Source organism: Ensifer sp. 4252 (assembly GCF_050434565.1).
In the GTDB taxonomy this organism is placed as follows: Bacteria; Pseudomonadota; Alphaproteobacteria; order Rhizobiales; family Rhizobiaceae; genus Ensifer.
This window is the reverse complement of record NZ_JBNDIU010000034.1, coordinates 1-14,818: the sequence shown is the minus strand read 5'-3', so window position 1 is coordinate 14,818 and position 14,818 is coordinate 1. Positions and strand designations below refer to the sequence as shown.

At 58.6% G+C, this 14,818-nt stretch carries 16 protein-coding genes; 8 read left to right on the top strand and 8 right to left on the bottom strand.

The annotated features are described in order from the left end of the window. Window positions 1-13: 13 nt before the first annotated feature. The 7 genes from ABIE33_RS32975 to ABIE33_RS32945 form a co-directional block, all read right to left on the bottom strand. On the bottom strand, window positions 14-379 hold the full coding sequence (locus ABIE33_RS32975; RefSeq protein ID WP_429132962.1) for a copper chaperone PCu(A)C: 366 nt from the start codon (window positions 377-379) through the stop codon (window positions 14-16). Between the two features lie 234 nt (window positions 380-613). Then, window positions 614-937: a hypothetical protein gene (locus ABIE33_RS32970; protein ID WP_429132902.1), complete on the bottom strand. Its 324-nt coding sequence runs from the start codon at window positions 935-937 to the stop codon at window positions 614-616. A gap of 91 nt (window positions 938-1,028) precedes the next feature. Continuing rightward, window positions 1,029-1,784 carry an arsenical resistance protein ArsH gene (gene arsH / locus ABIE33_RS32965; RefSeq protein WP_429132900.1) on the bottom strand — a complete coding sequence of 252 codons (756 nt, stop codon included), beginning with the start codon at window positions 1,782-1,784 and terminating at the stop codon, window positions 1,029-1,031. Window positions 1,785-1,793: 9 nt separating this feature from the next. After that, on the bottom strand, window positions 1,794-2,873 hold the full coding sequence (arsB, locus tag ABIE33_RS32960) for an ACR3 family arsenite efflux transporter (protein WP_429132898.1): 1,080 nt from the start codon (window positions 2,871-2,873) through the stop codon (window positions 1,794-1,796). A 79-nt stretch (window positions 2,874-2,952) separates the two neighbouring features. Beyond that, window positions 2,953-3,384: an arsenate reductase (glutaredoxin) gene (gene arsC / locus ABIE33_RS32955; RefSeq protein ID WP_429132896.1), complete on the bottom strand. Its 432-nt coding sequence runs from the start codon at window positions 3,382-3,384 to the stop codon at window positions 2,953-2,955. Continuing rightward, window positions 3,381-3,908 carry an arsenate reductase ArsC gene (locus ABIE33_RS32950; protein WP_429132895.1) on the bottom strand — a complete coding sequence of 176 codons (528 nt, stop codon included), beginning with the start codon at window positions 3,906-3,908 and terminating at the stop codon, window positions 3,381-3,383. Before ABIE33_RS32950 ends, arsC begins: the two co-directional genes overlap by 4 nt. Beyond that, window positions 3,905-4,258, bottom strand: coding sequence for an ArsR/SmtB family transcription factor (locus tag ABIE33_RS32945; protein ID WP_429132893.1), 354 nt, complete (start codon window positions 4,256-4,258; stop codon window positions 3,905-3,907). Before ABIE33_RS32945 ends, ABIE33_RS32950 begins: the two co-directional genes overlap by 4 nt. A gap of 141 nt (window positions 4,259-4,399) precedes the next feature. On the opposite strand from ABIE33_RS32945, the gene ABIE33_RS32940 reads away from it, so the two are divergent. From ABIE33_RS32940 to ABIE33_RS32905, 8 genes are all read left to right on the top strand, one after another. Continuing rightward, window positions 4,400-5,314, top strand: coding sequence for a PhnD/SsuA/transferrin family substrate-binding protein (locus ABIE33_RS32940; protein WP_429132891.1), 915 nt, complete (start codon window positions 4,400-4,402; stop codon window positions 5,312-5,314). Next, window positions 5,311-6,774: a sensor histidine kinase gene (locus ABIE33_RS32935; protein WP_429132889.1), complete on the top strand. Its 1,464-nt coding sequence runs from the start codon at window positions 5,311-5,313 to the stop codon at window positions 6,772-6,774. The genes ABIE33_RS32940 and ABIE33_RS32935 overlap by 4 nt, the downstream gene beginning before the upstream one ends. Then, complete coding sequence (gene aioR / locus ABIE33_RS32930; protein ID WP_429132887.1) at window positions 6,764-8,095, top strand: arsenic response regulator transcription factor AioR; 1,332 nt, start codon at window positions 6,764-6,766, stop codon at window positions 8,093-8,095. The genes ABIE33_RS32935 and aioR overlap by 11 nt, the downstream gene beginning before the upstream one ends. Window positions 8,096-8,266: 171 nt before the next feature. Next, window positions 8,267-8,773: an arsenate reductase (azurin) small subunit gene (locus tag ABIE33_RS32925; protein ID WP_429132886.1), complete on the top strand. Its 507-nt coding sequence runs from the start codon at window positions 8,267-8,269 to the stop codon at window positions 8,771-8,773. A 12-nt stretch (window positions 8,774-8,785) separates the two neighbouring features. Continuing rightward, the gene (locus ABIE33_RS32920) at window positions 8,786-11,251 is read left to right on the top strand and encodes an arsenate reductase (azurin) large subunit (RefSeq protein WP_429132884.1); all 2,466 of its coding nucleotides are present in this window, start codon (window positions 8,786-8,788) and stop codon (window positions 11,249-11,251) included. A gap of 57 nt (window positions 11,252-11,308) precedes the next feature. Next, entirely contained in the window at window positions 11,309-11,692 is a 384-nt protein-coding gene (locus ABIE33_RS32915) for a c-type cytochrome (RefSeq protein WP_429132882.1), read from the top strand. 177 nt (window positions 11,693-11,869) lie between these two features. After that, window positions 11,870-13,423: an IS21 family transposase gene (gene istA, locus ABIE33_RS32910; protein ID WP_429132880.1), complete on the top strand. Its 1,554-nt coding sequence runs from the start codon at window positions 11,870-11,872 to the stop codon at window positions 13,421-13,423. 12 nt (window positions 13,424-13,435) lie between these two features. Further along, window positions 13,436-13,891 (top strand): ATP-binding protein, encoded by a 456-nt coding sequence (locus ABIE33_RS32905; RefSeq protein WP_429132877.1) that lies wholly within the window; start codon window positions 13,436-13,438, stop codon window positions 13,889-13,891. A gap of 61 nt (window positions 13,892-13,952) precedes the next feature. On the opposite strand, the gene istB is transcribed toward ABIE33_RS32905, so the two are convergent. Beyond that, a complete protein-coding gene (gene istB, locus ABIE33_RS32900; protein WP_429132874.1) occupies window positions 13,953-14,708 on the bottom strand; it encodes an IS21-like element helper ATPase IstB in 756 nt (251 codons plus the stop codon). Between the last annotated feature and the right edge of the window lie 110 nt (window positions 14,709-14,818).

The following is a 14,818-nucleotide window of genomic DNA, read 5'->3' as shown; positions in this document are numbered from 1 at the left end:
AGCTATATGACACTCACTGGTGGGAATGGCCGGAGTGGCGGTGCTCGGTTGCGTCGGCAGGCTCGACCTCGGCATGGACCGTCAATTCACCGCCCGGTTCGAAGGTGAGGACGATGTCGACTTCTTCTCCGACCGCTAGTTCTTCCGACAGGCCATCGAGTTTAATAGCGAGTCCGCCTGGGTCAAGCCGGAGCTCTCCGACCGGGACATCAACCGCACCAACAGCGGCCGTCGAAAGCTCAGTCCCGTTCATTGTTATGCCCACGACGTCTGCACGCTCTGCGGCGTCGGTTCTGGCGCGTGTCAGTCTGATGGGATAGCCCGTGTTCACTATATCCATGAAGACCAACGTTGAGCCATCTGCATCGGCCGCCCTCATCCATGGATGGATCACGCGAATGCTGCCGGCGGACGCGACGTGGCGGTCGTGACCTTCCGCCAGCGCATACGAAACGCCGCCGACTGCGGCAGCCCAAATTACCAATCCGAGTGTTTGCCCAGTTCGCATTCCGACCACCCCGTTGCCTGCGAAATAGCAACGGGCCTTGTCACTGGTGTGACAGCCCACGCGGGTTAAGGATTCACTTGCGCAAGCGCCATCCTAGTCCCAGCGTCAAGAAGCTAGCCAGATCACACCGCCGGCAGCGACTATTGGTGCTGCAAACTTGAGCCAAGTCTCAAACGAAGGCAGCAGCCGCACGCGCTCAGTACCCTGGGTTTTGACCGAATAGAGCGCGAATGTTGACCATCCGATCAGGAAAGCGACCGAACCCGCCTGCGCACCGGCAAAGAAATCTCCAACGAACCAGGTACCCAGATTGATTACTGTCAAAAGAGCGATAAGGCCCACCGCAACGATGATCACGGCCCCTCCATCATCCGAGTGGCGCTGCCTTTGGACCCTTTCCTGGCCGCTTCGTTTCTTAAACCACTTCATCCCTTCCTCCGTTGCGACGACCCTCCGGCAAACGGCTCCCCAAAGTGCCGAACCTCGCCTCGCTCCGTCACCTTCGACCGAGGCTCCGCCTTCAAGCCGCACCCTTCTGCGGGGCGATGGCGATCGCCGAAAGATCTGTCTCAGGATTGATCGGCTTGCCCGCGTCCTTGCGTTCAGAATAGCGGTCAACAAGATGCTGGGCGTGCGGTCGCAGCAGAACGGTGAATCGGAACAGTTCTTCCATCACATCGACGATACGATCGTAGTAGCTGGAGGGTTTCATCCGGCCATGGATGTCGAATTCCTGCCAGGCTTTAGCGACGCTCGACTGGTTAGGGATCGTGTTCATCCGCATCCATCGACCAAGGAGTCGTAGAGTGTTCACTGCATTGAAACTCTGCGAGCCGCCGGAGACCTGCATGACCGCGAGCGTACGTCCCTGCGTCGGCCGGATGCCGCCCATGTTCAGGGGAAGGTGATCGATCTGCGCCTTCATGATGCCGGTAATTTGCCCGTGGCGCTCGGGCGAGCACCACACCATGCCTTCCGACCAGATCGCGTGTTCGCGAAGCTCTTTCACAGCCGGATGGTTGTCGCCCTTCACCTGGTCCGGCAACGGGAGGTCCGACGGATCGAAGATCCTGGTTTCCGCACCGAAGTACTCAAGGATGCGCGCTGCCTCCTCAACCGCCAGTCGGGAATAGGATTGCTCGCGAAGCGAACCATAAAGCAGCAGGATACGCGGCTTGTGATCCAGCGGTCCCAACCCCTCAGCCGGATTGCGATACAAGTAGGCTGGATCGAGGGCCGGCATATGTCTGACGTCGGAAAGGGTGCGTAGTCTCATGTCAGTCTCCTATACCTTCGACGTGACGGCCGCCGGAGCCGTTTCATTGAAATAGCGCCGTCCGAGCCACAGGGCGAATTGCACCAGCAGGATGAGGACGGGCACCTCGACCAGCGGTCCGATGACTGCTGCGAAAGCCACTGGCGATGCCAGGCCGAATGCCGCGATGGCGACAGCGATAGCCAGTTCGAAGTTGTTCCCAGCGGCCGTGAAGGCAACGGCGGTGGTGCGCGGGTAGTCGGTGTCGATCAGTTTGGCCATGAAGAAGCTGACCGTGAACATGATGACGAAGTAGATTGTCAGCGGTATCGCGATGAGCACGACGTCGAACGGCAGACGCACCACATCAGCGCCCTTCAGGCTGAACATCGCCACGATCGTGAATAAAAGCGCCGCGAGCGTGACGGGGCTGATCTTCGGAAGGAAGGTGTTCTCATACCAGTCGTTCCCCTTCGCCTTCGTCAGAAAACGACGCGTCATGTATCCGGCAAGGAAGGGAATGCCGAGGTAGATCAGCACGGCTTCTGCAATCGTCCAGAAGGAAACGTCGATCACGCTTCCTTCAAGCCCGAACAGAGGCGGCAGAAAGGTGAGGAAGAACCAGGCGTAGACGCTGAAGAATAGGATCTGGAAGATCGAGTTGAAGGCGACGAGGCCGGCTACGTACTGATTGTCGCCCCTGGCAAGCTGGTTCCAAACGAGCACCATCGCGATGCAGCGAGCGAGACCGATGAGGATAAGACCAGTCATGTACTCCGGGTAGTCGCGTAGGAAGAGCACCGCCAACCCAAACATGAGTGCCGGTCCGATCAGCCAATTCTGGATGAGCGAGAGTGCCAGAACTCGTTTGTCCTCGAAAACCAGATGAAGTTCTTCGTACCGCACCTTGGCGAGCGGCGGGTACATCATCAGGATGAGCCCGATCGCGATCGGAACGTTGGTCGTTCCAATCGAAAGGCTGTCGATCGCAGCAGGCAGACCAGTGAATACCGTGCCCAAGAGGAGCCCGAGCGCCATAGCGACAAAGATCCAGACTGTGAGATAGCGGTCGAGGAACGATAGACGTAATGTGGGTTGAGCCGCACGCATTGAGTGCTCCTTGAAATAAAATGTCCATCGCGGCCTCACAGGAGGCCGCGTCAGTTGGTTCCAGTAATGCCATGGGCGGCTAGACGCGCCGGCCGCTCGCGTCGACGACGACTTCGCCGTCTTCCTTGCTGAACGCGCCCTTTTGCTCTTGCGGAAGGATGTCGAGCACGGCCTCGGAAGGACGGCACAGCTTCACGCCGAGCGTAGAAACGACGATTGGGCGATTAATCAGGATCGGCTCCTCCATCATCGCGTCGATGAGCTGCGCGTCGGTAAGGGATGGATCGCCAAGCCCCAGTTCCTCGTAGGGTGTGCCTTTTTCGCGGATCAGTTCCCGGACCGAAATGCCCATGCGGACAACGAGTTGCTCAAGCAACGTTCGGCTTGGCGGCGTCTTCAGGTATTCGATGACATGGGGCTCGATACCAGCGTTGCGGATCATGGCCAGTGTGTTCCGGGACGTGCCGCAATCCGGATTGTGGTAGATGACGATATCGATTGGATTGCTCATGCGACGTCGGACCTCTTTGACGTAGAGCCTTCCATCTGACCGATCTCGTTCAGCTTGGCCTTCAGGCTCAGACGCTCCAGACTTTCGACGGGAAGCGCAGCAAACGCGGCAATGCGGAGTTTCATGTGGCGAAGCGTCGTTGCAAAGGCGACGCGCTTTTCAGCATCAGTGCCCTCGACCGCCGCGGGGTCTTCGATGCCCCAATGCGCTGTCATGGGTTGACCTGGCCAGACAGGGCAGGCTTCGCCTGCCGCATTGTCACAGACGGTGAACACGAAATCGAGCTCCGGAGCGCCTGGTACTGCAAACTCGTCCCAGCTCTTGGAGCGCAGCTCTTCGACCGGGTAGTGATGTCCAGCGAGCGTCTCGATCGCGAAAGGGTTCACCTCGCCTTTCGGTTGGCTGCCAGCGGAAAAAGCCTTGAACTTGCCCGCCCCGTCCTTTCTCAGGACGCTTTCGGCAATGATCGAACGGGCGGAGTTGCCCGTGCAAAGAAACATTACGTTGAAGGTGGATTTTGTCATGAAGACACCTTTTCCGGTAAACAGCAGGGATTGAGCTCAGCAATCAAGGGAGCACACAGGTTGGCGTCGCCGCCACAGCAGTCCTTGATGAGAAACAGCATGAGATCGCGCAGCCGTGATGTATCTGCACGATAGACGATGAGGCGGCTCCGGCGTTCGGAGGAGACCAGCCCTGCCCTAGCGAGTATGTTGAGGTGGGCGGACATCGTATTTTGAGGAACGGCCAGAGCCCGCGCGATTTCACCCGCCGGCATACCTTCCGGTTCGTGTCGGATGAGAAGGCGAAATGTATCCAACCGAGTGGACTGAGCGAGCGCGGCCAGAGCGAGGATTGCGTTTTCTTGTTCCATATATCCAGAATACTAGAAATATGGACAACGTCAAGCGCAAGTGCTACGTCTTGGGGCGGGGCAGACTTGTTCTGCTCCGCCAAAGCGCTTTCCGACGGGAGACGGAAAGCTCGTCCGGGCAGTGCCCGACGGGAGGATTCTATGGCGAAGAAAGTGTGCGAGCATCTCGCGGGAGCGAGCACGTTCGCCAGCATGAGCCGGCGATCGTTCGTCGGCGGAATACTTGCAGCCGCGGCTGCACCCTTCAGTGTGGTGGCCGATGAACTCGGCACCGAGAAGGGTTTCCTTCGCTTCGGCCTTACGCCCGTTTTCCTCTCGAACGATCTCGAAGTGTTGGACGATCTGCGCAGCTATCTGACACGGGTGACGGGTCATGAGGTCCAACTCGTCACTCAGCGAACCTATCAGGAGGTGACCGCGCTGCTGGTAGCAGGAAGCCTCGAGGCCGCTTGGATCTGCGGATACCCCTACAGAAAGTTCCAGGACGAACTCGCGCTGGTGTCGACACCCGTGTGGCGGGGAAAGCCCCTTTATCAATCCTATCTTATCGTTGGTTCAGACCGTGGAGTGACCAGGCTTGAAGACTGCAAAGGAGACCTCCATGCCTTCTCGGATCCGGATTCCAACTCCGGATATCTCGTAACCAAAGCGTACCTGGCGGCGCAGCGTCTCAGCGAGGAGATGTTCTTCCGCAAAACCTTCTTCACCTATGGCCATCGAAACGTGATCCGTGCTGTGGCTTCTGGCCTAGCAAACTCGGGCAGCGTCGATGGCTATGTCTGGGAGGTGATGCGGCATATCGAACCCGACCTGGTAGCCAGGACGAAGGTGATCCTGCGATCGCCATGGTACGGGTTTCCTCCGATCGCCGCTCCCGCCCGGATCAAGGGGACGGCCGTTCTTGCACAACTTCAGTCAGCCTTCCTCAACATGGCTTATGATCCGGTCGGACGGTCGGTGCTCGCAAGGCTGGAGCTCGACGGCTTCGTAGATGCGCCGGAATCCACGTTTGACAGCATCTCTGACAATATCGAGCTGGTGCGGAGACTCGGATGAGATTTGCCGCCTACTATCAACGCATCCCCCTGACGTTTCGTGTCCCCGCACTGGTGGCGACCCTGATGATCGTTATCAGCGTCATCATATCGGAGCGCGTCCTTACAAGACTGCACGAAACCCAGGAACAGCACATGGCAGCAATCGTCGGCACATATCTGGACGGGCTGTCCACCGCGCTCATTCCCACGGTTCTCCGCGGAGATATTTGGGAGACATATGACGTGCTGGACAGGACCCGATCGATCTACGGCTCTCTCGCCCCTGTTGAAACGATTGTCACGGGACGTAACGGACGGGTGCTGGCTTCAAGCGATCCGAAGTCGATAGCACCACTCGCGGAACTCCCCCCGGATTATTCTGAGCGGCCACCCATGATGGACGGGATGCAAATAGACTGGGAGACGCACACAGGTTTCGGGAAGCGGGCACTCGAGTACCAGGGCAAGACGGTCGGCGCGATACACGCTTCCTTCGACATATCCCACCTCATCGCTGAGCGTCGTCAAGTATTGAACACCCTGCTGGCCACGAACGCGGCACTTGCCGTAGCATTCGCAACGGTCGGCTATCTCCTCGCCAAGCGCATGGTTCAACCCGTCAAGACTCTTGCCGATCACATGCGCTCAGGCGCGAGCGCGACACCAAGACCGATCGCGTTGGAAGAGTTTCCAAGGCGCGAGGGCGAATTTGCGGAACTGTTCCACGGCTTCAACGCACTGGTGCAGGCGGAAAGCGAACGCAACGCCCTCACGTTGAAGCTTGCCGAGGAAGAAAAGCTCGCCAGCTTGGGCAGGCTCGCATCCAGCATGGCCCACGAGATCAACAATCCGCTTGGCGGGCTCTTCAATTGCATAGACACGCTCAAGCGCCATGGGAGCGACGAGGAGGTGAGAGGAAGCAGTCTGTCGCTGCTCGAACGCGGCCTAACCGGAATACGCGACGTGGTGCGCGCTGCGCTGGCAACTTATCGACCGGACCGCATGGGCAAGCCGGTGACCCTGCAGGATTTGGATGATGTACGTCTTCTCATCGCCCCGGAGATAGCAAGGCGTCATCAGACATTGATCTGGGAGCGTCGATGTCCCGACACGCTGTCCCTTGCGGCCCTTTCAGGCGTCGCAGTGAGACAAGCGCTGCTAAACCTAGCACTCAATGCGAGCTCCGCTGCGGGAGATGATGGAACCGTGATTGTCGAATCGCGGATTGAACACGGAGCCTTCGTTCTAGCCGTCGGCGACTCCGGGCCGGGCTTAGGGCAGCCGGCCCTCGATATGCTGACGTCGAACGAGATTGAGCCTGCGCATCGCGCTGGCAGCGGGTTGGGCCTGTGGATGGTTCGAGGGATGGTCGGAGAGGCAGGCGGGCGCATCGAAGTCAAAGAGAGCATTTTTGCAGGGGCGTTGGTAGAATTGCACCTGCCTCTCACAGATACCTTGGAGGTAAGCCATGCAGCGTGACGCGGGTCGAATTGGACTCCTTGAGGACGACCCGATCATGGGTGAATCCTTGGTTCAGCGCCTTTCATTGGAAGGACACAAAGTTCAATGGTGGACACGAGGGGAAGATGCCGTACGGGGACTGTCGAGCAGTACGGCCGATTTCGACCTAGTGATATGCGACATTCGCCTTCCGGATATGGATGGAGAAGATGTGTTTCGGCAGAGCTGTCGGGAAACAACCACACCGTTCCTGTTCATGTCCGGTTATGGAGACATCGACCAGGCGGTCCGGCTCATGCGCAGCGGTGCTGTAGACTTCATCACGAAGCCATTCGACATGGCGACGCTGCTGGACAGGATCGCCTCCAGCTTGAGGTCTAGTTCAGGCTCTTCCATTGACGGGGAGCTCGGCATTTCGCCGTCGATGCGTCAGGTCGAGATGGTCCTGCGGCGGTATGCGTCCCACACGCTCCCTGTCCTCATCCAAGGCGAGACCGGTACGGGCAAGGAAGTGTGCGCCCGGTTCCTCCATCAGGCCTCGGCTCGGCCCACCGCGCCGTTCATGGCCGTCAATTGCGCCGCCATCCCTGCAGAGTTGCTCGAAAGCGAACTGTTCGGCCACGAGAAGGGTGCATTCACCGGAGCGCACCAACTCCATCGCGGGTATACAGAAAGGGCTGGCGACGGGATCCTGTTCCTCGACGAGATCGGCGACATGCCGCTTCCTCTGCAAGTGAAGTTGCTGCGTCTCATTGAAGATGGACATTTCCATCGCCTGGGAAGTGAAAAGCCGATTCCGTTCAAGGCCCGCATCGTATGCGCGACCCATCAGGAGATCGAGGATGAGAGCCGCTCCGCTTTCCGCCAGGACCTCTATTTCCGGCTCTCGGCCCTGCCGATAAATTTACATCCCCTGAGAGACCGACCCGAGGACGTCCTTTGGCTAGCGCAGCGCTTTCTCGAGGAAATCACCGAAGTTCGCGACACGCCCGTCCGCGGCATCAGCGCGCTCGCGGAGGACGCCATGCTTGAACACCAGTGGCCAGGCAATGCCCGCGAACTGCGTAACCGCCTGGAACGTGCAGCAGCTCTTTCGGAGAACACCCTTCTGATGCCGATTGACCTGTTTCCCGAGAAGCGTGTAGCGTTTGTTGCACCACCCGTGGAAACCCTCTCGGAAGCGCGAGACGCCGCCGAACGAAGACAGATACTTAGGGTTCTCACCATGACAAACGGGCAGATATCGCGGGCGGCGCGCCATCTTGGCGTGTCACGGACGACACTGTGGGAGAAGATGACCCGGTTCGGTATCGAAAGCTCGGCACGTCCGGAAAACTGAACATCGGATGCTTCGAAACGTCCGCAATTCCGGACACCAGAGCGTGTGTTCGACCATACGATGACTACGTCGTTCGGGAAAACCGACCTTAATCCGACATGGCATGGGAATTGCTGACCTGTTCACGTGGACACGAGAACAAGGGAGGCTTGAATGTCACGCTGTCGAAACATGGTCGATCTCGGTCGCCGTCAATTTCTGCGCGGAAGCGCACTGGTTGCGGCAGGTGCTACTGTTGCTGCTGCTGGAGCTGCGCCGCAAGCACGAGCTGCCGTTCCTGGCGCACGGGTCGATTATCCTTCCAACCGCCTGGCCAATGTTTCCGACCTTGTTGTGAACGAACCACTGAATGTCACCTATCCCGATGATGACGCTGCAGGCGTCCTACTCAAGCTCGGCGTCCGGGTTGAAGGTGGTATCGGTCCCGATGGAGACATCGTCGGCTTCTCGACAATCTGCCCGCACAAGGGATTCCCCCTCACCTATTCACCTGAAGAAAAGACATTCAACTGTCCTGGCCACTATTCGGTCTTTGATCCGGAAAAAGGCGGTCAGCAGGTCTGGGGCCAGTCGACCCAGAACCTTCCGCAGTATGCGCTTCGGATCGCGGACAATGGCGACATCTTTGCCGAGGGCGTGGACGAATTGCTCTACGGCCGCCTTTCAAACGTGCTCTGAGGGAGAGATCAGATGGCTTACAAACGTCATATCGACCGTCTGCCGATCATTCCCGCAGACGCGAAACAACACAATGTCACGTGCCATTTCTGCATCGTCGGCTGCGGCTACCATGCCTACACCTGGCCGGTGAACAAGCAGGGCGGCACCGATGCAAGCAAGAACATCTTCGGTGTCGATCTCGCCAAGCAGCAGGAGGCCGAAACCGACGCGTGGTATTCCCCTGCCATGTACAACCTCGTCAAGCAGAATGGCGAGGACGTTCATATCGTTATCAAGCCGGATCACGAATGCGTCGTGAACTCGGGTCTTGGTTCCGTGCGCGGTGCTCGTATGGCGGAGATGAGCTTCTCCGAGGCTCGCAACACTCAGCAGCAGCGTCTCACCGACCCGCTCGTCTGGCGGTACGGACAGATGCTGCCGACAAGTTGGGAAGACGCGTTGGACCTCGTCGCACGTGTCACCGCTGCCGTCGTCAAGGAGAAAGGCGAGGACGCTCTGTACGTGTCGGCCTACGACCATGGTGGTGCAGGTGGCGGGTATGAGAACACCTGGGGCACGGGCAAGCTCTATTTCGAGGCGATGAAGGTCAAGAACATCCGGATCCACAACCGGCCCGCCTACAATTCGGAAGTCCACGCCACCCGCGACATGGGTGTGGGCGAACTGAACAATTGCTACGAAGACGCAGAACTGGCCGATACCATCTTCTGTGTAGGTGCAAATCCGCTCGAGACCCAGACGAACTACTTCCTCAACCACTGGGTCCCGAACATGCGGGGCGCAACGGTCGACAAGAAAAAGGAACAAATTCCAGGCGAGGAACATGCAGCCTGTCGAGTCGTCTTCGTCGACCCACGCCGAACTGTCTCCATCAACGCCTGCGAAGCAGAAGCGGGTACCGAGAACGTCCTGCACCTCGCAATTCAGTCGGGCACCGACCTCGCCTTGTTCAATGCGATCTTCACGCACATCGTAGAGAAGGGATGGGTCGACAAGGCTTTCATAGAAGCCAGCACCAGTGGCTTCGATGAAGCCGTGAAGGGCAACAAGGTCACCCTCGAAGAGGCATCGAGAATCTGCGGCGTGCCAGCAGCCGACATCGAGAAGGCCGTCCAATGGATTGCCGAACCCAAGGCTGACGGCAAACGGCGACGTTCCATGCTGCCCTACGAGAAAGGCCTCATCTGGGGCAACGACAACTACCGCACCAACGCGGCTCTTGTGAACATCGCACTGGCAACAGGCAACATCGGGCGGCCGGGTGGCGGGTGCGTGCGCCTCGGCGGCCACCAGGAGGGTTATGCCCGCCCCTCCGACGCGCATGTGGGTAAGCCTGCGGCCTATGTCGACCAATTGTTGATCGGCGGCCAGGGCGGCGTCCACCACATCTGGGGTTGTGACCACTACAAGACGACCTTGAACGCGCATGAGTTCAAGAAGGTCTACAAGAAGCGCACCGATATCGTGAAAGACGCGATGAGCGCGGTTCCCTATGGTGATCGCGATGCCATGGTGAAAGCGATAGTTGATGCCATCAACAAAGGCGGTCTCTTCGCGGTCAATGTTGACATCATCCCGACCAAGATCGGACAGGCCTGCCATGTGATCCTTCCAGCCGCGACCGCAGGCGAGATGAACCTCACATCCATGAACGGCGAGCGGCGTCTTCGGCTGACCGAGCGCTATATGGACCCGCCGGGGCAATCGATGCCCGACTGCCTGATTGCTGCCAGACTCGCCAATCACATGGAGCGAGTGCTGCGCGACATGGGTGACGCAACCTATGCGGACAAATTCAAGGGCTTTGACTGGAAGACCGAAGAAGACGCGTTCATGGATGGGTTCCACAAGGTCGCCCATGGCGGGGAGTTCGTGACCTATGAACGTCTGAAGGCGATGGGAACCAATGGCGTGCAGGAACCGCCAACGGGGTTCGAGAACGGCAAGCTGATCGGAACCAAACGGCTCTATGAAGACGGGAAGTTCGGGACGGAGGACGGCAAGGCCAAGTTCATGGTTTCTGAGTGGCGCGGTCTGCAGGCCCCTGGAAAACAGGAGCAGAAAGACAAGTACCGCTACCTGATCAACAACGGCCGCGCGAACCACGTCTGGCAATCGGCCTATCTCGATCAGGAGAACGACTTCGTCATGGATCGCTGGCCCTACCCCTTCATCCAGATGAACCCGCAGGACATGAGCGATGCAGGCCTGAAGGAAGGCGACCTCGTGGAAGTGTTCAACGATGCTGGCGCGACACAGGCGATGGTCTATCCCACGCCGACTGCCAGACGCGGCGAGACCTTCATGCTCTTCGGCTATCCGACCGGTGTTCAGGGCAATGTCGTGAATGCGGGCACCAACGAGCTCATACTGCCGAACTACAAGCAGACATGGGGGGACATCCGCAAGATCGCCGATGCCCCCCGGAACGTCGCTCACCTCTCGTTCAAATCGCAGGAATACAAGTCCGCTTGAGCCCAATGGCGGGTGGCGAAAGCCGCCCGCCGCCTCCAATCCAAAATGGAAGTAACAATGCAGAAACGTCTTGCTGTAACAGTCCTATGTCTTCTGTCCACAACGCCCGCCCTCGCCGATGGCAATGCGGAAACCGGTGCAGCAGTGTTCAAGAAATGTGCGGCATGTCACGCGGTCGGCGAAGGTGCAAAGAACAAGGTCGGACCCGAACTGAACGGGATCCTGGGGCGGAAGGTGGCTGCCGTAGAAGGATTCAACTATTCTCCGGCCTTCAAAGCGAAAGCAGAAGAAGGCTGGAGCTGGGATGAAACGCATCTCACCGAATACCTTGCCAACCCGAAAGCGTACATCAAGGGTACCAAGATGGCATTCCCCGGCCTGAAGAAACCCGAAGAGATCGCGGACATCATCGCCTATCTGAAGACGTTTCCCTCCCCTTGAACAGAGTTCGGCGGCCCTGCCGAAACGCGGCCGCCATCTCATCGGACAAATTGCGGGTTTCACAAAGTACGGGACAGCGATTTCACTAAGTCGCGGACAGGCATAGCGGCGGATTTAGATCGATTTTCGTGAGCGCCGATCTGGCACTTTGCCCTCGTGTTTTTGAGCGAGGACATGATGCGCAGACGGAAGCAAGCGAGACATACCGACGTGAAGGACATCCGATCGATCCTGCGGCTGACGTTCGAGCAGGGATTGTCGATACGCGCCGTTTCTGAACGGCTGAAGATGAGCAAGACGTCGGTTTCGACGTATCTGCTGCGGGCGCGGGAAGCCGGGCTTGCGGTCTGGCCCCTTCCACCAGGCCTGGATGAGGACGATGTTCTCGAGCAACGACTGTTCCGCCGAATGGGGCGACCTCCGCGCGATAGCGATGAGCCGAATTGGCCGACGGTTGCGCGTGAAGTGAAGCGCAAAGGCGTGACGCTCAATCTGTTATGGCAGGAATATCGGGAAGCCCATCCGGATGGCTATGGCTATACGTGGTTTTGCTGCCGGTTTGCCGATCACGAAAGCCGAGCCAAGCCCACCTATCGCAGCCGTCACGTTGGTGGCGTGGCGATGGAATGCGACTATGCCGGCCATACGATCCCGATCATCGATCCGTCTACCGGCGAGATCCGCGAAGCGCAGATCTATGTGGCGGTGCTAAGCGCGTCACAACTGACGTTCTGTTATGCCAGCTTCAGCCAAAAGCTGCCCGATTGGATCGAAGCGAACCAACGGGCTTTCAGTTACTTCGGTGGCGTGACGAAGACCACTATCTGCGAAAACCTCAAGTCTGCGGTGGCCAAGGCTCTTTGGTTCGAGCCGACGTTGAATGCGACATTTGCGGCCTTCGCCGATCATTACGATACGACGGTGTTGCCGGCACGCCCGAGGCGTCCTCGCGACAAACCCTCCGCCGAAGGGTCGGTTTTAATCGTCGAGAGGTGGGTTCTGGCCAGACTTCGAAACGACCGTTTCTTCAGCCTTGTCGATCTCAATATCCGCATCAGCGCTTTGATCGAGGACCTCAACACCCGAACGATGCGGCGATATGGCAAATCTCGGCGTGCTTTGTTCGATGAAGTCGAGCGCTCCCAGCTCAAGCCGCTGCCTTCAACGCCGTTTGAGTATGCGGAATGGAAGGTCGCCAAGGTCCATCCCGATTACCATGTCGAGGTCGACAAGACGTTCTATTCCGTGCCGCACGGTCTCATCGGAAGACGGGTCGATATCAGGCTGACGTATCGGGCAGTCGAAATCTTCTTTGACCACAAGCGTGTCGCCAGCCACATCCGAAGCTCGCAGCGCTCGGGGCACATTACCGTCAATGAACATATGCCCAAGGCTCACCAGCGCTACGCAAACACGACACCCCATACATTGCGCAAGGAAGCAGCAAAGGTCGGGACCAACACGGCGATTTTTATCGAACGTTTGCTGTGCGATCGGCCACATCCCGAGCAAGGCTACCGATCTGCTCAAGGCGTTCTTTCCCTGGCGCGCCGTTACGAATCCGATCGGCTGGAACTGGCTTGCGAGCGGGCGCTGGTCATCAACGCGCTCAGCTATTCGTCTGTCGCCAACATTCTCAGATCTGGTCTCGATCAGGCTCCGGCCATGAGCGAGGCTGTGAAGCCGACGCCGCCGCACGGCAATATCCGCGGCAAAACCTACTACCAATGAAGAGGACATCAGATGCTGACACATCCAACACTGGATCAGATGAATGCGCTTGGTCTTGCCGGGATGGCGACCGCCTATCGCGAGCTTATCGAGCAGGCGCATGGAAACGACCTTAGCTTCGACGAACGGCTGGGGTTGATGCTCGACCGAGAGATCGCCGTGAGAACGGACCGACGGCTGACAAACAGGCTCGCCACAGCAAAGCTTCGTTTTGCCAATGCCTCGATCGAAGACATCGATTTTGGATCTCACCGCGGTCTTGATCGCCGAAACGTCCTATCTCTGGCGCAAGGTGCATGGCTGAAGGCAAACGAGAACCTAATCCTGACCGGCCAAACAGGCACCGGAAAGACGTGGATTGCTTGTGCCTTCGCACGACAGGTGCGTATTCCGGTGATGCCGGACGGCTATTCCAATCTGAAGTCGGACAGGTATTCCAATCTCATGCCGGACACGATTCCGATTTGAAGCCGGACAGTTGGCGTGCCCCTGGGTCGTATGTGTTTTTGACCTGAACCGCGTTTCGCGGTCAAGCCTGGGTTGCTTGACCGGTGGTCACGGCTTTCTGTTTTCGCATACTCTCGCCGCTGAGCTCGATGCGATAGGCATTGTGTACGAGGCGGTCGAGGATGGCATCGGCAATGGTTGGGTTGCCGATCATGTCGTACCAGTGATCGATGGGAACCTGGCTTGTGACGATGGTGGATCGCTTCTCGTAGCGGTCCTCGATGATTTCCAGGAGATCGCGACGCTGCTCGTCGTTGAGCTTCTCTGGACCCCAGTCGTCGAGGATGAGCAGGTCGGTCCTGGCCAGGGCCTTTAGGACCTTCGGATATCTGCCGTCGCCGCGCGCCAGGGCGAGTGTGGCAAAGAGCCTGGGGAGGCGATGATAGGCAACGGAGAGGTCCTCTCGGCATGCCTTGTGTCCAAGAGCGCAGGCAAGCCAGCTCTTTCCGACGCCGGCGGGTCCGATCAACAGCAGGCTGTGGCGCTGCCTGACCCAGTCGCAGCCGGCCAGCTTCATGAAGAGATTGCGGTCGAGGCCGCGGGCGGCGCGGAAGTCGATATTCTCGATCTGGGCGTCGTGGCGCAGCTTGGCGGCGCGGGCTCTCGCCTCGAAGCGCTTCTGGCGGCGGGTGGTCGCCTCGCGTTCGAGAAGCAGGGCAAGCCATTCGCCATGCTCGAGGCTTCTGGCTTCCGTTTGCATCTCGAGTTCCTGATAGGCGCTTGCCATGCCTGTCAGGCCGAGTTCGCGCAGCATGTCGATGGTTGGGTTGATCAGCATCGTTGGGTGTCTCCTCAATGAAAGTAGCCGGGACCGCGCAGATTGACGTGCTCCATGACGGCGGCGGGTTCGGTGGAATGCCGTGCGCTCTTGTGGGTGGCGATGAGCGA